Raw genomic sequence first — 18,760 nt, forward strand, 5'->3', positions numbered from 1 at the left:
CTCTGAGCATGCGCGTGACGAAGTACGAACATGCCACCCTCCGCCTCGACCAGAACGGGCAGACGCTGCTGATCGATCCGGGGTCGTTCACCACTCCCCTGACCGACCTCGGCGATCTCGTCGCGATCGTCATCACGCACGAGCATCCCGACCACTGGACGCCTGAGCACCTCGACCGCATCCTCCGGGCTGCGCCCGGCACCCCGATCTTCGCCCCGGCCGGCGTCGCAGAGGCCGCCGACGGTTACGAGGTCACGGTCGTCGAGCCCGGCGACGCACGCACCATCGGCGAGTTCGACCTGCGGTTCTTCGGCGGCAGGCACGAGGTCATCCACTCCTCGCTCCCCGAGATCGAGAACCTCGGCGTGCTGGTCAACGAGCAGCTCTACTACCCGGGGGATTCCTACGCCGTGCCCGAGGGCGTGGTCGTCGACACCCTCGCCGCGCCGCTCGGCGCGCCCTGGCTGCGCATCGGCGACGCCATGGACTACGTGCTCGCCGTCAAGCCTCGCCGCGCCTTCGGCACCCACGACATGACGCTGTCGGTCATCGGGCGCAACATGCATCGACAGCGCCTGCAGTGGGCGACCGAGCAGAACGGTGGCGAGTTCCTGGCGCTCGACCCCGGCGACGCGTTCGACCTGTGAGCGGTGGTCGGCCGCGGCTGCTGCCCGGTCCCACCGAGCGGCTGCGCTTCCGCGAGATGACGCCAGACGACCTCGACGAGATGGCCGCGATGCTCGGCGATCCGGGGGTGATGGCGTTCTATCCGGCACCGCTCTCGCGCGCCGAGAGCGCGGACTGGATCGAGCGGATGCAGCGACGCTACGACGGCGACGGGCACGGGCTCTGGCTGCTCGAGACGCGCGACGGCGGCTTCGTCGGCGACTGCGGGCTCACATGGCAGACCGTGAACGGCGCACGGGTTCTCGAGGTCGGATATCACGTGCGGGCCGCGCTGCAGGGCTGCGGATACGCGACCGAGGCGGCGCGGGCCTGCGTCGAGGTCGCGCGCGCTCATTTCGCGCCCACGACGCTGACGGCGATCATCCACCCCGAGAACATCGCGTCGCGACGCGTGGCGGAACGTCTGGGCATGACGCACATCGACGACGACCGCGCCCACCCCTGGATCGTGCGCACGGTCATGGGGATGCCACTCGAGCGTGCGTCGCGCGATCAGGCCTGAGCGGCTCGCACCCTGATCTCGCGCGCGAGATGATCGCGCTGCTCGACGACCAGTCGCCGCAGCGATGACGGTGCGTCGCCGTTCGCGACGAGCCAGGCGTCGACCGCGTCGGTGGTCGACGTGGACGGGAAGAACCCGATGACGAGGCGCCGCGCGATCTCGATGCTCCGCGTGCGCCAGGCGTCGACGAGGCGCGCGAAGTAGTCCCCGTCGAATCCCTCGATCAGATCGCGGCGACCTCCGGCCCGGAACCCGGCGATCTCGGCGTCGAGATGATCGTTGCTGAGCGACAGATCCTCCCACGCCGTCTGCCATGCTGCGGCACGGATATCCGCCGACGGGCGGGAGGCGAGTGCGCGACGGGCCGCCGTCCGGCCGGTACCGGTGTCGTCGCGTTCGAGCTGGGTCGCGACCTCGTCGGCCGACGCCGCGCCGACAGTGACGAGCGCGGTGAGCAGCTGCCACCGGAGGTCGGGGTCGATCACGAGCCCCTCCGGCGTGTGTCCGTCGAGCAGTTCTCGCACCTGTGCAGCGTGGTGGTCGTCGAACGACGCCGCCGCGGCGAACGCACGCGCCCAGGAGAGCTGAGCGTCGCTGCCGGGCGCGGCCTCCCACAGGGCGACGAGCGTGGCTGCGAGCCATGCTCGCTGCTCGTCCGCACGATGGGCGTCGGTGACGTAGTGGCGCACCGCGAACGCCGCGTTCGCCAGCACACCGGTCAGGAGTCCGCTGTTCGTCTCGTTCGGCGCGTGGCGCCGCACGACCGCCAGGTAGCGACGCGCGTCGAGGTCTCCGTCCCGCGTCGCGTCCCAGAGCGACGACCACACGAGTGCGCGAGCCAGGGGCGCGTCGAGCGTCGACAGCGACTCCTCGACGGCCTCGAGCGACCGCGGGTCGAGACGCGTCTTGGCGTAGGTGAGGTCGTCGTCGTTCACCAGCACGAGGTCGGCGTCAGGGAGGAACACCGGGGTGCGCTCGTCGACGATGTCGACAGCGACCTGGTCGCGCCGCACCAGCCGCTCACCGTCGCGCCCGTAGATCCCGATGCGCACCCGGTGCGGGCGCGGGTCGGTCTGCACCAGCATCCAGCCGTCGTCGCCCTGCTCCAGGGAGAGCGTCGACATCCCGGTGGTCTCGAGCCACGCGGCGGACCACTCCGCCATGTCGCGTCCCGAGACGGCACTGAGCTGCGCCAGAAGGTCGGCGAGGGTCGTGTTGCCGTACGCGTGCGCGGCGAAATATCGGCGCGCGCCCTCGAAGAACGCGTCCTCCCCCACGAAGGCGACGAGCTGCTTCAGCACCGATGCGCCTTTCGCATAGGTGATGCCGTCGAAGTTCAGCTTGGCGGCTTCGAGGTCGGGGATGTCGGCGACGATCGGATGCGTGGTGGGCAGCTGGTCCTGCTGATACGCCCACGCCTTGCGCCGCAGGGCGAACGTCACCCAGGCGTCGGTGAAGCGCGTCGACGCGGCCGACGCATGCGCGCCCATGTAGTCCGCGAACGACTCCTTGAGCCACAGGTCGTCCCACCATCGCATGGTGACGAGATCCCCGAACCACATGTGCGCCATCTCGTGCAGGATCGTGTTGGCTCGTGCTGCTCGCTGCGCATCGGTAGCCGCGCCGCGCGAGATGTACGCCTCGGTGAACGTGACGAGGCCCGGGTTCTCCATGGCGCCGAGGTTGTACTCGGGTACGAAGATCTGGTCGTACTTGCCCCACGGGTACGGGAAGGCGAAGGCATCGGTGAAGAAGTCGAGGCCCTGTCTCGTCACCTCGAGCACCTCGTCGGCTTCGACATGCTCCGAGAGGGACCGGCGGGTCAGCACCCCGAGCTCGATGCGCTGGTCTCCGCGCACCCACTCCCCCGAGACCCGCGCATAGGGCCCGGCAGCGATGGCGGTGATGTAGCTCGAGATCGGCAGCGTGGGCGCGAATTCGACCCGCTGCACGCCGAGGCCCGCATCCACGCGCTCCGGGGCCTGGTTCGACAGCACCTCCCACCCGGTCGGGGCGTCGACGACGAACGTGTACGACGCCTTCATGTCGGGCTGTTCGAAGCACGCCATCACCCGTCGGGCGTCCGCGGGCTCGTACTGCGTGTACAGGTACGTCAGATCATCGGCGGGATCGTGGAACCGGTGCAGCCCCTCCCCGCTGCGACTGTAGGCACCGACGGCATCGACCACGACGATGTTCGAGGGTTCCAGGCGGTCGAGCGTGATGCGCGCCCCGTCCCAGGCGACCTCGCGCGGTTCGCCGTTCACGACGACGCGGTCGACGCTCTCGCCGATGAAATCCAGCCACGTCTGCGAACCCGCGGCATCGAACTCGAGGGTCGTCACCGTGCGGAAACCGGTGCGTGCGCGCTCGGGTGCGCCGGTGAGGTCGAGCTCGACACGGATGCGGTGCAGAGTGATCGCCGCGGATCGCGCGTCGGTCTCCTCGCGGGTCAGGTTCGCAGTGTCCATGCATCCATCCTCCCATTCCGGCGGTCGGCCCCATCCCGTCGGGGTGTTGCGGAATGCAACAGACGCGCTTAATGTTGCATAGAGCAACAGGAGGTGTCATGGCCACTCGCCCCACGCGTTCCGACGACAGCGCGACGGTGCTGCGATCGCTCGTCGCCATCTCGCGACGCGGCGTCGCCGACGCGCGCATCGACGAGACACCGCTCACGATGACCGAGCAGTCGATCGTCACCGCGATCGCCGAGCAGCCGGGCATCCGCTCGATCGACATCGCCCGCATGTTCCGCCTGAACCGGTCGACCGTGTCGCGGCAGCTCGCGTCGCTCATGCGACTCGGCGTCGTCGCCGAGGGTGACGGCGACGGCGGACGCGGGCGCCCTCTCACCTTGACCCCCGCGGGGTCCGACGCCTACCGCCGCACCCTCGACACACTGCAGCGCATCGTCGACGCACATCTCGCGGCCTGGAGCGACGCCGAGGTGGCCCGCTTCGCCGCCGATCTCTCCCGCTTCGACCGAAGCTCCGAGGTGCCCAGACCGGGCGCTGGCGTGAATGACCCGACCCACGAAGTCGCACAGAAAGAAGAAGGAAAATGAAGAACATCACCGTCCTCGGTACCGGCGTGCTCGGATCGCAGATCGCGTTCCAGACCGCGTTCCACGGTTTCGACGTCGTCGCCTACGACGTCGACCAGCCCGCACTCGATCGTGCGGCCGAGCGGTTCCGCGGCCTCGCGGCCCGTTACGCTTCGGAGGGCGTCGAGGGCGCCGCCGATGGCAGAGCGGAGGCGGCGATCGCCCGCATCCGTCTCAGCAGCGACCTGGCGGATGCCGTCGCCACCGCCGACCTCGTCATCGAAGCGGTTCCCGAGAACCTCGAGCTCAAACAGGACATCTATCGTCGACTCTCCTCGGCGGCACCGGAGACCACCATCTTCGCGACGAACTCGTCAACCCTGCTGCCCAGCGCCCTGGCCGAGTCGACGGGGCGACCCGATCGTTTCCTCGCGCTGCACTTCGCGAACGAGATCTGGTCGCACAACACCGCGGAGATCATGGGTACGCCCGCGACCGACCCCGCCGTATACCAGCGCGTGGTCGATTTCGCCGGTCGGATCGGCATGGTGCCGATCGAGATCAAGAAGGAGAAGGCCGGCTACCTGCTGAATTCGCTGCTGGTCCCGTTCCTGCAGGCAGCAGGCGAACTGCTCGTCGACGGCATCGCCGAACCCGAGGCGATCGACGCGACGTGGCGCATCGGTACGGGCGCGCCCGCAGGACCCTTCGAGATCTACGACATCGTGGGTCTCACGACCGCGTACAACATCTCCCGTATGGGCGACGAGAAGCAGCAGGCGTTCGCCGACCTGCTCAAGGAGCGCTACATCGACCAGGGCAAGCTCGGCGTCGCCACGGGCGAGGGGTTCTACACCTACCCGCGGGGCAACTGACCGCCCGACGCGCGGCGGCCAACAGCGGTGCCGCCGCGCGTCACCCCCGGAGCAGACGCCGGATCGCCGTCTCGGGCGAGACTTTCAGATCGAGCAGTTTGCCCCGCGCGTACAGCGAGAACACCCGCGGGTCGATATAGCTCGCGCGTGCGACCGCGATGGTGTTGCCCAGCGCCGACGCGGTCGCCTGCACCGCCAGCCGCTCCGCGCGGTCGCGGTCCTTTCGAGTGTCCATCGGCCCGATGCGGGCCAGCGCATCGGCCGCCATGATCGTGCCGTGCAGCGTGCGGAAGTCCTTCGCCGTGAAGCCCTCCCCTGTCACGTCCTTCAGGTAACGGTTGACCTCGGCGGGCGTGATCTTCACCCGGCGGCGACCGCGACGGTAGGCGAGCAGAGGCGCGCGGTCGGGCCCCGCCGACAGGTCGTCGAGCACTGCGGCGAGCACGTCGTCGGTGATCTCGATCGCCGCCGTCTGCCCGCTCTTCGCCGGGAACGACAGCGACACCTTGTCACCCTCGACCTTCACATCGCGTCGACGCAGTGTCGTGAGCCCACGACTGCCGTGCCGGGCGAGGTATCGCTCCGACCCGATGCGCAGGGCGCCGTCGTCGAGCAGGCGGAAGGCCGTGGCGAGCACCTTGTCCTTCGAGAGCTTCTCGTCCTGCAGGGCGCGGGTGACCCGTCCCCGCGCGTGCGGGAGTGCCTCGGCGAGATCGAGCGCACGGCCGTACTTGCGCCGGTCGCGCTTGGTGCGCCAGAGCGGGTGGTAGAGGTACTGCTTGCGCCCCGCCGTGTCGATGCCGACCGCTTGGATGTGTGCGAGCGGGTCGGCGGCGATCCACACGTCCGTCCACGCCGGCGGGATCACCAGGTCCTTGATCCGCTCGCGGTCCGCCTCCTGCACCGGATGCCCGTCGACGTCGAGGTAGCGGAAACCGGTGCCGGAACGAAGGCGTCGAAACCCGACGTCCTCCCCCGGGATCACACGCACGAGAGCTGCCATGACACCATCCTTTCGCCGCCGTCACGACCACGGCAGGGGCTGGCCCTGCGCTGGTGGTGTCTGGTAGTCGCAGTGCGCGGCAGCGACACCACGCTTGCGCGACTCGATCGAGGCGAAGGAGTTCGATTCCGCGCGGAGAATGCTCCAGGGAATCGAAGACGATCGCCGCGGCCTCGGACTCCGCATGACCGCCGAGACCCGGTGGGCCGCCCCCGCACAGGGCGTGGGTGCCGGGCTGATGGTCGCGGCGCCCGCTGCCGGACTCGCCTGGGGATGGCTTCTCTTCGTCACCGGCGTCGCAACCTTCTTCGTCGTCGAGGGCGTGTTCCGACGGCGCAGCGGCCTCTCGATCTCCGCACCGGCGGGGCCGCGCGGGGCGGCCCTCCTGGTCGGACTCGGCTGTCTCGTCGCCGTCGCCCTGGCTGCTGCGGTCATTCTCTCGTTTCTCGGACTGATCGCCGCCGTCTGCGGCATCGCTTTCATCGTCGGCGGATGCTTCACCCTCGGCGTGATCGCCTACGACCGCGTCTACGCGATCGAGGTCGCGCGTGTCCGGTAACGCCATACCTCGCTTCGATGAGACGATCCATGCCCCCACCCGCTTGCGTCTCTGCGCGCTGCTACGCCCGCTCGACGGGGCGGAGTTCTCGGCCATCGCGTCTGCCCTGGACCTCAGCGAGGCGACCCTCTCGAAGACGATCCGCAATCTCGCCGAGCTCGGGCACGTGCGTGTCCGCAAAGGGCCGTCGGCCGATCGGAACGACGCCCGCCGGGTGACCGCCGTCGAACTCACGCCGCAGGGGCGACGAGCATTCGACGGGCACCTCGCGGCACTGCGCGCGATGGTCGGGGACTGAGCCTCCCCTCACGCGCCTCGACGCTGCACCGATCACAGAAGCACGAAGCCCGGACCTCCGCATTCCTGCGGATTTCCGGGCTTCTATGAAGTGCTGGGGTACCTGGACTCGAACCAAGAACAACTGAACCAGAATCAGCCGTGTTGCCAATTACACCATACCCCAAGGGCGAAACCGGAGCCTCGCACCGAGAATCTACTCTACCCGACCCCGGCTCCGGTTCCAAATGCGCACGGTCGCCCGCGCGTGGCGTTCTCAGGCCGCGAGGGTCTCCGAGAGCAGGCGCAGACGGCGCAGGGTCTCGTCCTTGCCGATGAGCTCCATCGATTCGAACAGCGGCGGCGAGACCCGTCGTCCGGTGATCGCGACGCGGGGCGGACCATAGGCGACGCGGGGCTTGAGCTCGAGCTTCTCGACCAGCGCACCGGCGAGGGCATCCTGGATGGTCTCGGGCGTGAAGTCGGTGACGGGTTCGAGGGCGGCGACGCAGGCATCGAGCACCTCGCGAGCGTTCGCGGGCAGGCCCTTGAGCGCATCCGCCTCGTAGGCGATGTCGTCGGTGAAGAGGAAGCCGAGCATGCCGGGCACCTCCCCCAGCAGCTGCACCCGCTCGTGCACCAGCGGGGCCGCACGGAACGCCAGCACGAGCTGCTCGTGGGTCGGCTCCTCGAAGAGGCCCGCGGCGGCGAGGTACGGGATCGTGCGCTCGGCGAAGTCCTTCGCGTCGAGGCGGCGGATGTGGTCGCCGTTGATCGACTCGGCCTTCTTCTGGTCGAATCGCGCCGGGTTCGGATTGACGTTCTCGATGTCGAACGCGGCGATGAACTCGTCGAGCGAGAATACGTCGCGGTCGGGTCCGATCGACCAGCCGAGCAACGCGAGGTAGTTGAGGAGCCCCTCGTGGATGAAGCCGCGCTCGCGGTGCAGGAAGAGGTCGGCCTGCGGGTCGCGCTTCGAGAGCTTCTTGTTGCCGGTCTCGCCGAGCACCAGCGGCATGTGCGCGAAGCGCGGAACGAAGGTCGTGACGCCCGCGTCGATCAGCGCCGCATAGAGGGCGAGCTGCCGCGCGGTCGAGGGCATGAGGTCTTCCCCGCGGAGCACGTGGGTGATACCCATGAGCGCGTCGTCGACAGGATTCACGAACGTGTACAGCGGGATGCCGTTCGGACGCACGACGACGAAGTCGGGGAACGACCCGGCGGGGAACGTGACTTCGCCGCGGATGAGGTCGACGTACGTGACGTCGTCGTCGGGCACGCGCAGGCGCAGCGCCGGCTGACGGCCCTCGGCGCGGAACGCGGCCTTCTGCTCGTCGGTGAGGTCACGGTCGAAGTTGTCGTAGCCGAGCTGCTTCGCGCGGCCGTTCGCCTCATTGCGGGCGTCGATCTCCTCAGCCGTGGAGTAGCTCTCGTAGAGCGCCCCCGTGGCGAGCAGCTTGTCGATCACCTCGCGGTAGATGTCGTGCCGCTGCGACTGGCGGTACGGTGCGTGCGGTCCCCCGACCTCGACGCCCTCGTCCCAGTCGATCTTGAGCCAGGTGAGCGCGTCGACGAGCTGGCGGAAGCTCTCCTCGCTGTCGCGCGCCGCATCGGTGTCTTCGATGCGGAACACGAGCTTGCCGCCGTTGTGCCGGGCGTAGGCCCAGTTGTAGAGCGCGGTGCGCACCATGCCGACGTGCGGCAGGCCCGTCGGCGAAGGGCAGAAGCGGACGCGGACGTCGGCACCGCTGGCGGTCGTGGTGAGGGGATGAGGAGTAGCCATAGCCCTTCGATTCTAGGGCGCGCGCCCCACCGCCACCGCCGCCGTGTGCGCCAGCGACAGCACACCTCCTCGGCCGTGTGCGGCGCAGGTCGCATCGAAACCCCGCCGGAAGCGCACCCGCGCCGCAGCATCCAGTGCACCGTAGAACAGGCCCGCCGACGCGACACCGCCCTCGGCCGACGACCAGAGCGCCGCCGACGATACCTCCCAGGCCCACGTCAACTCGGTCGACGAGACCTCGCGCCAGCCGGCTTCGCCGAGCATCGCCGTCAGCCCATCGGCAGTACGCGCGAAGTCCCGCTGCGGGGGTAGGCGCTCGCCTGCTGGCGGCTCGAGACCTGCGCGCTCGCACACCTCCCGCCAGAACCACGACGGCGACGACACCCAGACGGTCGCGGCCAACGGGGCGCCGGCACGTGCCACGCGGGCGAGCTCGCCGGCCGAGAGGCGCGGGTCATCGACGTGGTTGAGCACGAAGTTGGCCGTCACGGCATCGAAGGAGTCATCGTCGAACGGAAGACGGGGCAAGCCGCCATCGATGAACCGAACCTCCGGATGCTGGCGCTCCGCGACGGCGCGCATGGAGCGCTCGGGGTCGCACCCCAGCGCCCGCCACCCCGCGGCGATGAGGCGGGCGACGAGGTCACCCGTTCCGGATCCCACATCGAGCACTGTCCGGCCCTCGCCCGCACCGAGCGTGTGGGCTACGGACTCGATCGTGCCCGCGCAGAGCGAGGCATATGAGGCCGCGTACGCCTCCCCCACCCCGTCCCACTGCTTCATCAGCGGCGGGAGCGCGCGAGCGGCGAGAGGGCGACGATCGCGACCACGAGGACCGATGCCGCGACCGCGAGGCCCGCATACTGGAAGGTCGAGAGGATGACGCCGGCCAGCACCGCTCCGGCTGCCGCGGACAGGCTCATGATCGAGTCGCTGCGTCCCTGTCGGCGGGTGCGCAGCTCAGGAGCGCTCGATTCGGTCAGCAGCGCGGCGCCCGCCACGGTCGCCGCGCTCCACCCGAGGCCCAGCAGGATCAGCGCCGCCATGACCCCCCACGCCTCGTGATTCGTGAAGATCGCGAAGAGCAGCGAGGCGGCGAGCAGCAGCTGCCCGAGGAGCACCACCTGCAGACGCCCGAGGCGGTCGGCGAGGATGCCGAACACCGGCGAGAGCGCGTACATGCCCGCGACGTGCAGGGCGATCGTCACGCCGACGAGCTGCGAGACGTCGGCCGCCGCCGCGGTCGCATCGTGCCCCGGGTGCATGCTGTGCGCCATGTGCGACAGGTGCACCGGCGTCATCGCCATGACCGAGGCCATGGTGACGTGCGAGCCGGCGATCGCGAACATCGCGTAGCGGGCGGCGACGGGGCGGTCGGCAACGGCGGGCGCCGCGTTCGCCGCTGCCGCCGTGGCCAAGCGCTGGGCGGCGAGCAGCGGGTCCGGGCGCAGCGCTACGAGGTAGAGCACCAGCGCGGCGGACTGCGCGACGAACGAGAAGACGTACGAACCCGTCTGCGGCGGCATCCCGATCGCGGCACCCACGACCTCTCCCGGACCGAGCAGCAGCGGGCCCGCCACTCCCCCGACCGTCGTCGCCCAGACGACGATCGACAAGTCGCGGCCGCGGTGGGCGGGAGCCGCGAGGTCGGTCGCGGCGAAGCGGGACTGCAGGTTTCCGGCGTTGCCTGCGCCGATCATGATGATGCCGACGAGCAGCAGGGGGAAGATCCGCACGGAGGCGGCGAGGATCACCACGGCGATGCCCACGAGGGCGAAGAGGTTGCCGAGGGTCAGTGCGCGGCGGCGGCCGACCCGCGCGGCGAGCCGGGCGAGCGGGATCGCGCAGAGCGCGGCCCCGAGGGTCACGGATGCCGTGGCCAGCCCCGACAGCGCGTCGTCGCCCGAGATGTCTGCGGCGAGCAGCGCGCCGAGCGACACGGTCGCACCGAACGCGATCCCGCCGAGCACCTGCCCGAGCGCGAGCGTCAGCACCGTGCGTCGCTGCACCGCCGCCTGCTGCTCCGCGGTGAGGACGGGCGTGCTCATGCCGACGGAGCGGCGTCGCGCACGGCGCTGCGCAGGATGCCGAGACCGGTGATCTCGACCTCGACGGTGTCTCCGGCCTCGAACGCCCCGACCCCCGCCGGTGTGCCGGTGAGGATCACGTCGCCGGGAAGCAGGGTGAACGCGGCGGATGCGTAGGCGATGATCTCGGCGACGGAATGGATCATCTCGCTCAGCGGCGCCTTCTGGCGGACCTCGCCGTTCACGCGGGTCTGGAGCACGGCATCTGCCGGGTCGAAATCGGTGCTGATGGTCGGCCCGAGGGGGCAGAACGTGTCGAAGCCCTTGGCGCGCGTCCACTGGCCGTCTTTGCGCTGGAGGTCGCGCGCGGTGACGTCATTGCCGATCGTGTAGCCGAGCACGTGGTCGAGTGCATCCTCGACGGAGACGTTCTTCGCCAGCTTGCCGACGACGACCGCGAGCTCGCCCTCGAACTCGGTATGCTGCGAGAGCGCGGGGCGCACGATCGCATCGCCCGGGCCGATGACCGACGTGTTGGGCTTGAGGAACAGCAGCGGCTCCGCGGGAGCTTCCCCGCCCATCTCGGCGGCATGGTCGTGGTAGTTCTTGCCGACGCACACGACCTTCGACCGCGGGATCACGGGGGCGAGCAGCACCGCGTCGGCGATCGGCACTCGGTCGCCCGTGGGCTCGTAGCCGGCGTACAGCGGGTCGCCCGAGAGGACGACGAGATCCTTGTCGTCGACGATCCCGAACAGGATGGCGTCGTCGTGGGCGAATCGGGCGATCTTCATGCATCCAGCCTAGCCAGCACCCTCGACGTCGAAGACCCCGCCCGGCGTGGTGCGAGGGCGGGTCTTCGATGAGCGGCGACGCGCTCAGGCGTCGAGGCGGAGCAGCCAGCCGTGGCGGTCCTCGCGACGGCCGTACTGGATGTCGGTGAGCTCTTCGCGCAGCGACAGCGCGAACTCGCCCAGGGGCTGGGGCTCTTCGAAGCCCTCGCCCACGAGAGCACCGATCGGGGTCACCACCGCGGCCGTGCCGCAGGCGAAGACCTCGACGATGTCGCCGGAGGCGACGCCCTGACGCCATTCGTCGATCGAGATCGGACGACGCTCGACGGTGTACCCGCGATCCTCGGCGAGCTGCAGCAGCGAGTCGCGGGTGATGCCGTCGAGGATGCTGTCGGACTCGGGCGTGACGACGCGGCCGTCCTTGAAGACGAACACCACGTTCATGCCGCCGAGCTCCTCGACGTCGTTCTTCTCGTTGAGGAAGACGACCTGGTCGCAGCCCTTGGCGCTCGCGAGAGCCTGCGGCAGGAGGCTCGAGGCGTAGTTGCCGCCCGTCTTCGCCTTGCCGGTGCCGCCGCGGCCGGCCCGCGAGTGCTCTTCCGACAGCCAGATGCGCACCGGCTTCACACCGCCGGTGAAGTACGCTCCCGCGGGACTGGCGATCACGTAGTAGGCGACCTTCTGCGCCGCACGCACGCCCAGGAACGCCTCCTTGGCGAACATGAACGGGCGCAGGTAGAGGCTCTGATCGGCACCGGAGGGCACCCAGCGCCCGTCGACGGCAATCAGCTGACGCAGCGATTCGACGAAGTACTCGCTCGGCAGCTCCGGCAGGGCCAGGCGGCGTGCGCTGGCCTGCAGCCGGGCCGCGTTGCGGTCGGGGCGGAACGTGTGGATCGAGCCGTCCGCGTGGCGGTAGGCCTTGATCCCCTCGAAGATCTCTTGACCGTAGTGCAGCACCGAGGCCGCCGGGTCGAGCGGGATCGGCCCGTAGGGCTGCACGCGCGGGCGGTGCCAGCCCCCCTTGACGGACCAGCAGATGTCGACCATGTGGTCGGTGAAGACGACGCCGAAGCCGGGGTTCTCCAGCACTTCGGCGACGCGAGCGGGCGAAGCCGCGTTGAGATTCTTGGTCACAGCGAACTCGAGCGGCGCTGCGGGCGCCTGAGCGTCGATGGTCGTCATGGTGATGTTCCGTTCTGAGTGTGGTCGCGTCGTCGCGCGGTTTCAGCCTACGCCTGCGTTCAGAGACGTGCGGCGATGGCGGAGCCGATCTCGGCCGTGGTGCGCGAACCGTCACGGTCCGCGATGTCCGCTTCGACCGCGGCGCTGACGCGCGCGGATTCGGCAGCCAGGCCGAGGTGGTCGAGCAGCAGCGCGATCGAGAGGATCGCCGCGGTGGGATCGGCCTTCTGCTGCCCCGCGATGTCGGGCGCCGAACCGTGCACCGGCTCGAACATCGACGGGAAGGCACCGGTCGGGTTGATGTTCCCGGACGCGGCGAGACCGATGCCGCCGGTGACGGCACCGGCGAGATCGGTGAGGATGTCGCCGAAGAGATTGTCGGTGACGATGACGTCGAATCGGGACGGATCGGTCACGAGGAAGATCGTGGCCGCGTCGACGTGCAGATAGTCGACGGAGACCTGGGGATGCTCCGCCGCGACCTCGTTCACGACGCGCTGCCAGATGGCACCGGCGTGCACGAGCACGTTCGTCTTGTGCACGAGGGTCAGCTTCTTGCGGCGACGCTCGGCGAGTTCGAAGGCGTAGCGCACGACGCGCTCGACCCCGAACGCCGTGTTCACGGAGGTCTCGTTCGCCACCTCGTGCGCAGTGCCCCGCCGAATGGCCCCGCCGTTGCCGACGTACGGACCCTCGGTGCCTTCGCGTACGACGACGAAGTCGATATCGCCCGGGTCGGCGAGCGGACCCGCGGCCCCGGTGAACAGCTTCGACGGGCGGAGGTTGACGTAGTGGTCGAGCGTGAAGCGCAGCTTGAGCAGCAGACCCCGCTCGATGTTGGCGTCCTTCAGGCGGGGGTCGCCCGGGGTGCCTCCGACCGCCCCGAGCAGGATCGCGTCGTGCGCCGAGATCGCGGCGAGGTCGTCGTCGGTGAGCGTGTCACCGGTCTCGAGGAACCTCGCGGCGCCGAGCGAGAAGCGCGTCTTCTCGAAGCTGACGCCCGAATCGGCGGTGACGGCGTCGAGCACCTTCTCCGCCTCGGCGATGACCTCGGGACCGATGCCGTCACCCGGGATGACGGCCAGCTTCACGACACGCGACATGGCTCTCCTTGCTTCGGGGAACCGGCACGACGCTCGACGAGGCGCGCCGGTTCCCCCAGCGTAGTGGTCAGCGCGGGGTGCGCGTGCGCAGTGTGACGGCGGCGATCACGGCCGCCACGACGACGAGCCCCGCGCCGATCAGCGAGGTGATGAAGACACCCGAGCCGAAAGCATCCGCCGCCGCCGCCCACAGCTGATCGCCGAGCGTTCCGGGCAGACCGTCGGCTGCGGTGTACGCGCCGGCGAGCGTCTCCCTCGCCGCCTCCGCGGTGCCGGCGGGCAGTCCGTCGGGCAGCACGATGGCCGAGCGGTAGAACGCCGTGATGATGCCCCCGAGCACGGCCGTACCGAGCACGGCGCCGAGTTCGTACGCCGTCTCCGAGACGGCGCTGGCGGCCCCCGCCTTCTCGGCCGGAGCGCTCGACAGGATCAGCTCGTTCGAGATCGTCTCGGCCGCCCCGATGCCGATGCCGAGCACCACGAAGGCGAGGATCAGCGGCGCGACGCCGTGCGCGTGCGAGGTGAAGGCCACGATCAGGTAGCCGACGACCGAGAAGGCGAGACCGATCGGGATGACGATGTGCGGGGGCACCCGGCGCGACACGGGCACGACGCCGAGGCCAGCGACGATCATGACCGCCATACCCGGCACGAGCGCGAGCCCGGCCATCATCGGCGACAGGCCGAGAACGAGCTGCAGGTGCTGCGACACGAAGTACAGGAACCCCACGAGGGCGACGACGCTCAACAGGTTCACGAGGATCGCTCCCGAGAACGTGCCCCGGCGGAAGAGGGCCATGTCGAGCATGGGGATGTCGGCCCGCAGCTGGCGCCGGACGAACAGCACGCCCATCACCACGCCGAGAAGCGCCCAGGCCCCCGCGACTACGGTCGGTCCGTCGACGGCGAAGGACTTGATGGCGTAGACCACCGGGATCATCGCCGCCATGGAGAGGGCGATGCTCACGAGGTCGATGCGGCCGGGGTTCGGATCGCGGCTCTCGGGCACGAGGAGCGGCGCGGCGATGAGCAGCGGCAGCAGCACGGGCACAGCGATGAGGAAGACGGAACCCCAGGCGAAGTGCTCGAGGAGGAAGCCGCCGACGATCGGTCCGAGGGCCGACCCCGCGGAGAATGCGGATGCCCAGACCGCGATCGCGAGGCGACGCTGGTCGCGGTTCGTGAAGATCGACCTCAGCAACGAGAGCGTCGACGGCATGAGCATCGCGCCGAAGAAGCCCAGCAGCGCACGCGCGGCGATGAGGAGGCCCGCGGTCGGCGCGAACGCGGCCAGGACGGAGACCGCGGCGAACCCCGTCGCTCCGATGAGGAGCAGGCGGCGACGGCCGAAGCGATCACCGAGGGTGCCCATCGTCACCAGCAGACCGGCGAGCACGAGCGGGTAGACGTCGATGATCCACAGCTGCTCCGCCCCGGAGGGCGCCAGGGCGAGGGAGATCTCGGGCAGCGCGAAGCTCAACACCGTATTGTCTACCGATACCAGCAGCACCGGGAGCATGAGCACGACGAGCGCGGCCCATCCGCGAGCGCCGACGCGGGGGGCATCCGTTCCTGCCGTCGGGATCGACGCGGTACGGGTCATGGCACACCTCTCATTTCCGGGACGGCGTTACTAAACCGTCCGGCTGGTATAGTAACAGATGCCGCCGACCGCGACCGAGAAGAGGATCCGATGCCCCGCCCACCCCTCGCCCGCGAACGCGTGCTCGACGCCTTCCAACAGCTCGTGCTCGAAGAGGGCGAGCGCTCCGCGACACTCGACGCGACGGCGAAGGCCGCCGGTGTGTCGAAGGGTGGTCTGCTCTACCACTTCGGGTCGAAGGACGAACTCGTCGCCGGACTGCTCGATCGGCTCGACACCCTCACGACCGCGGACCTCGAACGCATGGCCGCCGATGAGGAAGGCCCGGTCGTCTACTACATCCGCACCTCCGTCATGGAGGACGAGGCCCTCGACCGCGCACTCATCGCCGCCTCGCGGCTCGCCCAGGGTGGCTCCATCCCCGCCGCCGACGCGCTGCGGCACGTGCGGCGGCGCTGGGAGGAGATGATCCGCCCGCACGTGCGCGACGAGACGAGTCTCGCCCTCGTCCTTCTCCTGAGCGACGGGCTCTACTTCAACAACTCGCTCGACGTGAACGGCTCGGAGCACCTCGTGCCGCAGGGCGCCGACCTCGATCGCCTGATCGAGGTCGTCCTCCGCACCACCGCGCCCTAGGCGCGCTCCCCGCACCTGCTCGAGAACGACGGAGGGCGGGACGCGCCTGCGCCCCGCCCTCCGTCGTTCGATCTCAGATCTCGGTGATCTCGATCTGCCGGAACAAGTCGGCGTCGATCGCGGTGCGCACGTCGTCGAGCAGTTCGTCGGCGACCGGCGAGTCGAGCGTCAGCACGCTCAGCGCCTGCGCGCCGGCCGCCTCGCGGGCGATCTGCATGCCCGCGATGTTGATCCCCGCTTCACCGAACTTCTGGCCGTAGACCGCGACGATGCCCGGGCGGTCGGTGTACAGCATCACCACGTGGTGCTTCTCGATCGGCAGCTCGAGCGCGTAGTCGTTGATGCCGATGAGCTTCTCGGCCTGCTTCGGGCCGGTCAGCGTGCCCGAGACCGAGAGCTGCGAACCGTCCGACAGCGCGCCGCTGAGGGTGATGACGTTGCGGTACTCGGCACTGACGTCGTCCTTCAGCAACCGCACGGCGATCCCGCGCTGCTCGGCGAGGAGCGGCGCGTTCACGTACGACACCGTCTCGCTGACGATGTTGGTGAAGACGCCCTTGAGCGCGGCGAGCTTGAGCACGCTCACGTCGTAGTCGTTCAGCTCGCCGTGCACCTCCACTTCGAGGCTCGTGAGCGGCGACGTGGCGAGCGCGGCGAGGATCTGCCCGAGCTTCTCGACGAGCGAGATGCCGGGGCGCACGTACGGATCGATCACGCCACCGGCGACGTTGACCGCATCCGGAACCAGGTCTCCCCCGAGAGCCAGGCGCACCGACCGCGCGACCGAGACTCCCGCCTTCTCCTGGGCCTCTTCGGTACTGGCCCCGAGGTGAGGGGTGACGACGACGTTCGGCAGGTCGAGCAGGGCACGGGCGGTGCCGCCCTCCGCGGGCGGCTCGGACGTGAAGACGTCGAGGCCGGCACCCGCGATCTCGCCCGCGACGAGCGCCTCCCGCAGCGCCTCCTCGTCGATCAGTCCTCCGCGCGCGACGTTCACGACGAACGCCGTCGGCTTCATGGCGCGGAACTGCTCGGCGCCGATCATGCCCGTGGTCTCGGGCGTCTTCGGCATGTGGATGGTGAGGAAGTCGGACTCGGCGACGAGTTCGTCGAGCGAGAGCAGCTGCACGCCGAGCTGCTGCGCGCGGGCGGAGGTGACATACGGGTCGTAGGCGACGACGCGCATGTCGAAAGCGGCGAGACGGGCCGCGACGAGCGCGCCGATCCGACCGAGACCGACGATGCCGACGGTCTTCTCGAAGAGCTCCGCACCCGTGAACGAGCTGCGCTTCCATGCACCGGACGAGAGAGACGCGTGCGCCGCGGGGATGCGGCGGGCGAGGCTGAGGATGTGCCCGACGGTCAGCTCGGCCGCGGAGACGATGTTCGAGGTCGGCGCGTTGACGACCATGACGCCCGCAGCGGTGGCGGCCTTGATGTCAACGTTGTCGAGTCCGACTCCGGCGCGGGCCACGACCTTCAGCCGGGGGGCGTGCGAGAGGGCTTCCTCATCGATGTGCGTCGCCGAGCGGATGAGCACCGCGTCGGTCTCCGCCAGCGCCGCGAAAAGGGCGGGGCGATCGGTGCCGTCGACGTGGCGGACATCGAAGTCCGGGCCCAGGGCCTCGATCGTGGCGGGAGAGAGAACTTCGGCGATGAGCACAACGGGCTTCGGCACAGTGGATCCTTCGGGGCAACACAACAGGGGCCGATGCGCCGCACACCGTCGGGGGCGCGATCGCTTCCACTGTACCCGAGCAGATCACGCCGCCCCGCCGTGTGACGCGGCATGAGGCAGCCCCCTCCCCCGGGCTCGCGGAACGGGGCATCGGGCCCAGAGCTCAGGGAGCGACGAGGCCGAGGCTGAAGGCCAGCAGGCAGAGCCAGAACACCGCCACGAGGCCGAGGCCGGCGAGGAGCACGAGCGCGAGCTCTCCCACCCGTCGGCGACGGCCGATCCCGGCCGCGAACGCGAACACGAGCGCCGGGAACACCACGCCGAACACGAGGGTGATCCACCCCGCGGTACTCAGCCCGGTCTGAGCCATCGAGACGAGGTGGGCGACGGCGTTCCAGACGGCGTAGGCGTAGAAGAGCCCCGCGAGCCCCAGCACGAGGGCGGCGGGCCAGCGCGTCGTGCGCTCGCGCCCCTGCCGGCCGCTGTCGACAGACGTCATCCGATCACCCCCACGGTCACGAAGGGCCAGGGTACGAGGAGCACCGCGCCCAGCAGCAGGAGCGCGACACGGATCCATGACGCCTTCGCGCGCGTCAGCACCCACACCGCCAGGAACCACAGTGCCGGTGCGGCGATCGCGAGCACGAACCACGGAAGGAACATGAAGTCGGCGACGAAGAACCGGGCCAGGGGCTGCAGCCGCAGCCCGCCGACGACCCATCCGACGGAGTAGAGCAGATAGATGCCCCCGACGACGCCGGTGATGAGCAGCATCGCGGTGCTCAGCGGCGCAGGGGCGGAATCCTCGTCTTCGTCCCCGGGCCCCGCATCGGTGCGATCCGGGGCGCCGACCGGGGCGGGTGCTCGCGGCGTTCGTCGCGCAGTCGCGCCCGACCGCTGCACGGCAGTCGGACCCGCGCGCCGCTCGCTCACGTCGTCGTCGCCCTCCCAGCTCAGCGCGTCGTCGGCATCGGGTGTCATCCCTCCAGCGTAGGACACCTTC

General features: G+C 69.7%; 19 protein-coding genes and 1 tRNA gene. 7 read left to right on the top strand and 13 right to left on the bottom strand.

The genetic code is table 11. The annotated features are described in order from the left end of the window. Positions 1–8 precede the first annotated feature (8 nt). Both AC3A3J_RS11280 and AC3A3J_RS11285 read left to right on the top strand, forming a co-directional pair. Positions 9–647 (top strand): MBL fold metallo-hydrolase, encoded by a 639-nt coding sequence (locus AC3A3J_RS11280; RefSeq protein WP_487672359.1) that lies wholly within the window; start codon positions 9–11, stop codon positions 645–647. After that, positions 644–1,189 carry a GNAT family N-acetyltransferase gene (locus AC3A3J_RS11285; protein ID WP_487672360.1) on the top strand — a complete coding sequence of 182 codons (546 nt, stop codon included), beginning with the start codon at positions 644–646 and terminating at the stop codon, positions 1,187–1,189. The genes AC3A3J_RS11280 and AC3A3J_RS11285 overlap by 4 nt, the downstream gene beginning before the upstream one ends. Here AC3A3J_RS11285 and pepN read toward each other — a convergent pair. Beyond that, a complete protein-coding gene (pepN, locus tag AC3A3J_RS11290; RefSeq protein ID WP_487672361.1) occupies positions 1,180–3,660 on the bottom strand; it encodes an aminopeptidase N in 2,481 nt (826 codons plus the stop codon). The genes AC3A3J_RS11285 and pepN overlap by 10 nt on opposite strands. A gap of 98 nt (positions 3,661–3,758) precedes the next feature. On the opposite strand from pepN, the gene AC3A3J_RS11295 reads away from it, so the two are divergent. Together AC3A3J_RS11295 and AC3A3J_RS11300 are read left to right on the top strand one after the other, a co-directional pair. Next, positions 3,759–4,256, top strand: coding sequence for a MarR family winged helix-turn-helix transcriptional regulator (locus AC3A3J_RS11295; protein ID WP_487672362.1), 498 nt, complete (start codon positions 3,759–3,761; stop codon positions 4,254–4,256). Further along, positions 4,253–5,110, top strand: a complete 858-nt coding sequence (locus tag AC3A3J_RS11300; protein ID WP_487672363.1) for a 3-hydroxyacyl-CoA dehydrogenase — start codon at positions 4,253–4,255, stop codon at positions 5,108–5,110. The genes AC3A3J_RS11295 and AC3A3J_RS11300 overlap by 4 nt, the downstream gene beginning before the upstream one ends. Positions 5,111–5,150: 40 nt before the next feature. Here AC3A3J_RS11300 and AC3A3J_RS11305 read toward each other — a convergent pair whose 3' ends face one another. After that, positions 5,151–6,113, bottom strand: a complete 963-nt coding sequence (locus tag AC3A3J_RS11305; protein ID WP_487672364.1) for a DNA topoisomerase IB — start codon at positions 6,111–6,113, stop codon at positions 5,151–5,153. 184 nt (positions 6,114–6,297) lie between these two features. On the opposite strand from AC3A3J_RS11305, the gene AC3A3J_RS11310 reads away from it, so the two are divergent. Both AC3A3J_RS11310 and AC3A3J_RS11315 read left to right on the top strand, forming a co-directional pair. Then, on the top strand, positions 6,298–6,672 hold the full coding sequence (locus tag AC3A3J_RS11310; RefSeq protein ID WP_487672365.1) for a hypothetical protein: 375 nt from the start codon (positions 6,298–6,300) through the stop codon (positions 6,670–6,672). Then, entirely contained in the window at positions 6,662–6,970 is a 309-nt protein-coding gene (locus AC3A3J_RS11315) for a transcriptional regulator (protein WP_487672366.1), read from the top strand. Before AC3A3J_RS11310 ends, AC3A3J_RS11315 begins: the two co-directional genes overlap by 11 nt. A gap of 93 nt (positions 6,971–7,063) precedes the next feature. Here the strand turns inward: AC3A3J_RS11315 and AC3A3J_RS11320 are convergent. The 8 genes from AC3A3J_RS11320 to AC3A3J_RS11355 all read right to left on the bottom strand — a co-directional run bounded on the left by AC3A3J_RS11320 (position 7,064) and on the right by AC3A3J_RS11355 (position 15,443). Next, a tRNA-Gln gene (locus AC3A3J_RS11320) sits at positions 7,064–7,135 on the bottom strand. Positions 7,136–7,225: 90 nt separating this feature from the next. Then, positions 7,226–8,731, bottom strand: a complete 1,506-nt coding sequence (gene gltX / locus AC3A3J_RS11325) for a glutamate--tRNA ligase (protein WP_487672367.1) — start codon at positions 8,729–8,731, stop codon at positions 7,226–7,228. 12 nt (positions 8,732–8,743) lie between these two features. Then, entirely contained in the window at positions 8,744–9,514 is a 771-nt protein-coding gene (locus tag AC3A3J_RS11330; RefSeq protein WP_487672368.1) for a class I SAM-dependent methyltransferase, read from the bottom strand. After that, a complete protein-coding gene (locus AC3A3J_RS11335; RefSeq protein ID WP_487672369.1) occupies positions 9,514–10,779 on the bottom strand; it encodes an MFS transporter in 1,266 nt (421 codons plus the stop codon). The genes AC3A3J_RS11330 and AC3A3J_RS11335 overlap by 1 nt, the downstream gene beginning before the upstream one ends. After that, a complete protein-coding gene (locus AC3A3J_RS11340) occupies positions 10,776–11,552 on the bottom strand; it encodes a fumarylacetoacetate hydrolase family protein (protein ID WP_487672370.1) in 777 nt (258 codons plus the stop codon). Before AC3A3J_RS11340 ends, AC3A3J_RS11335 begins: the two co-directional genes overlap by 4 nt. Before the next feature lie 84 nt (positions 11,553–11,636). Further along, positions 11,637–12,737 carry a branched-chain amino acid aminotransferase gene (locus AC3A3J_RS11345; RefSeq protein ID WP_487672371.1) on the bottom strand — a complete coding sequence of 367 codons (1,101 nt, stop codon included), beginning with the start codon at positions 12,735–12,737 and terminating at the stop codon, positions 11,637–11,639. A gap of 59 nt (positions 12,738–12,796) precedes the next feature. Further along, on the bottom strand, positions 12,797–13,840 hold the full coding sequence (locus tag AC3A3J_RS11350) for a 3-isopropylmalate dehydrogenase (RefSeq protein WP_487672372.1): 1,044 nt from the start codon (positions 13,838–13,840) through the stop codon (positions 12,797–12,799). A gap of 67 nt (positions 13,841–13,907) precedes the next feature. Further along, positions 13,908–15,443, bottom strand: coding sequence for an MFS transporter (locus AC3A3J_RS11355; protein ID WP_487672373.1), 1,536 nt, complete (start codon positions 15,441–15,443; stop codon positions 13,908–13,910). 90 nt (positions 15,444–15,533) lie between these two features. Between AC3A3J_RS11355 and AC3A3J_RS11360 the strand changes: the two genes are divergently transcribed. Continuing rightward, a complete protein-coding gene (locus AC3A3J_RS11360; protein WP_487672374.1) occupies positions 15,534–16,079 on the top strand; it encodes a TetR/AcrR family transcriptional regulator in 546 nt (181 codons plus the stop codon). Positions 16,080–16,152: 73 nt separating this feature from the next. Here the strand turns inward: AC3A3J_RS11360 and serA are convergent, their stop codons facing one another. The 3 genes from serA to AC3A3J_RS11375 all read right to left on the bottom strand — a co-directional run bounded on the left by serA (position 16,153) and on the right by AC3A3J_RS11375 (position 18,738). Further along, the gene (gene serA, locus AC3A3J_RS11365; RefSeq protein WP_487672375.1) at positions 16,153–17,757 is read right to left on the bottom strand and encodes a phosphoglycerate dehydrogenase; all 1,605 of its coding nucleotides are present in this window, start codon (positions 17,755–17,757) and stop codon (positions 16,153–16,155) included. 163 nt (positions 17,758–17,920) lie between these two features. Further along, positions 17,921–18,256 carry a hypothetical protein gene (locus AC3A3J_RS11370; RefSeq protein WP_487672376.1) on the bottom strand — a complete coding sequence of 112 codons (336 nt, stop codon included), beginning with the start codon at positions 18,254–18,256 and terminating at the stop codon, positions 17,921–17,923. Next, complete coding sequence (locus AC3A3J_RS11375; RefSeq protein WP_487672377.1) at positions 18,253–18,738, bottom strand: hypothetical protein; 486 nt, start codon at positions 18,736–18,738, stop codon at positions 18,253–18,255. The genes AC3A3J_RS11370 and AC3A3J_RS11375 overlap by 4 nt, the downstream gene beginning before the upstream one ends. Positions 18,739–18,760 lie beyond the last annotated feature (22 nt).

This window comes from Microbacterium sp. Soil_N32, assembly GCF_057655505.1.

Excerpts from the sequence above, each read along its gene's own strand:
- AC3A3J_RS11280 (WP_487672359.1), top strand. The coding sequence starts at position 9 with ATGCGCGTGACGAAGTACGAACATGCCACCCTCCGCCTCGACCAGAAC.
- pepN (WP_487672361.1), bottom strand. The coding sequence starts at position 3,660 with ATGGACACTGCGAACCTGACCCGCGAGGAGACCGACGCGCGATCCGCG.
- AC3A3J_RS11295 (WP_487672362.1), top strand. The coding sequence starts at position 3,759 with ATGGCCACTCGCCCCACGCGTTCCGACGACAGCGCGACGGTGCTGCGA.
- AC3A3J_RS11300 (WP_487672363.1), top strand. The coding sequence starts at position 4,253 with ATGAAGAACATCACCGTCCTCGGTACCGGCGTGCTCGGATCGCAGATC.
- AC3A3J_RS11305 (WP_487672364.1), bottom strand. The coding sequence starts at position 6,113 with ATGGCAGCTCTCGTGCGTGTGATCCCGGGGGAGGACGTCGGGTTTCGA.
- AC3A3J_RS11310 (WP_487672365.1), top strand. The coding sequence starts at position 6,298 with ATGACCGCCGAGACCCGGTGGGCCGCCCCCGCACAGGGCGTGGGTGCC.
- gltX (WP_487672367.1), bottom strand. The coding sequence starts at position 8,731 with ATGGCTACTCCTCATCCCCTCACCACGACCGCCAGCGGTGCCGACGTC.
- AC3A3J_RS11330 (WP_487672368.1), bottom strand. The coding sequence starts at position 9,514 with ATGAAGCAGTGGGACGGGGTGGGGGAGGCGTACGCGGCCTCATATGCC.
- AC3A3J_RS11335 (WP_487672369.1), bottom strand. The coding sequence starts at position 10,779 with ATGAGCACGCCCGTCCTCACCGCGGAGCAGCAGGCGGCGGTGCAGCGA.
- AC3A3J_RS11340 (WP_487672370.1), bottom strand. The coding sequence starts at position 11,552 with ATGAAGATCGCCCGATTCGCCCACGACGACGCCATCCTGTTCGGGATC.
- AC3A3J_RS11345 (WP_487672371.1), bottom strand. The coding sequence starts at position 12,737 with ATGACGACCATCGACGCTCAGGCGCCCGCAGCGCCGCTCGAGTTCGCT.
- AC3A3J_RS11350 (WP_487672372.1), bottom strand. The coding sequence starts at position 13,840 with ATGTCGCGTGTCGTGAAGCTGGCCGTCATCCCGGGTGACGGCATCGGT.
- AC3A3J_RS11355 (WP_487672373.1), bottom strand. The coding sequence starts at position 15,443 with ATGACCCGTACCGCGTCGATCCCGACGGCAGGAACGGATGCCCCCCGC.
- AC3A3J_RS11360 (WP_487672374.1), top strand. The coding sequence starts at position 15,534 with ATGCCCCGCCCACCCCTCGCCCGCGAACGCGTGCTCGACGCCTTCCAA.
- AC3A3J_RS11370 (WP_487672376.1), bottom strand. The coding sequence starts at position 18,256 with ATGACGTCTGTCGACAGCGGCCGGCAGGGGCGCGAGCGCACGACGCGC.
- AC3A3J_RS11375 (WP_487672377.1), bottom strand. The coding sequence starts at position 18,738 with ATGACACCCGATGCCGACGACGCGCTGAGCTGGGAGGGCGACGACGAC.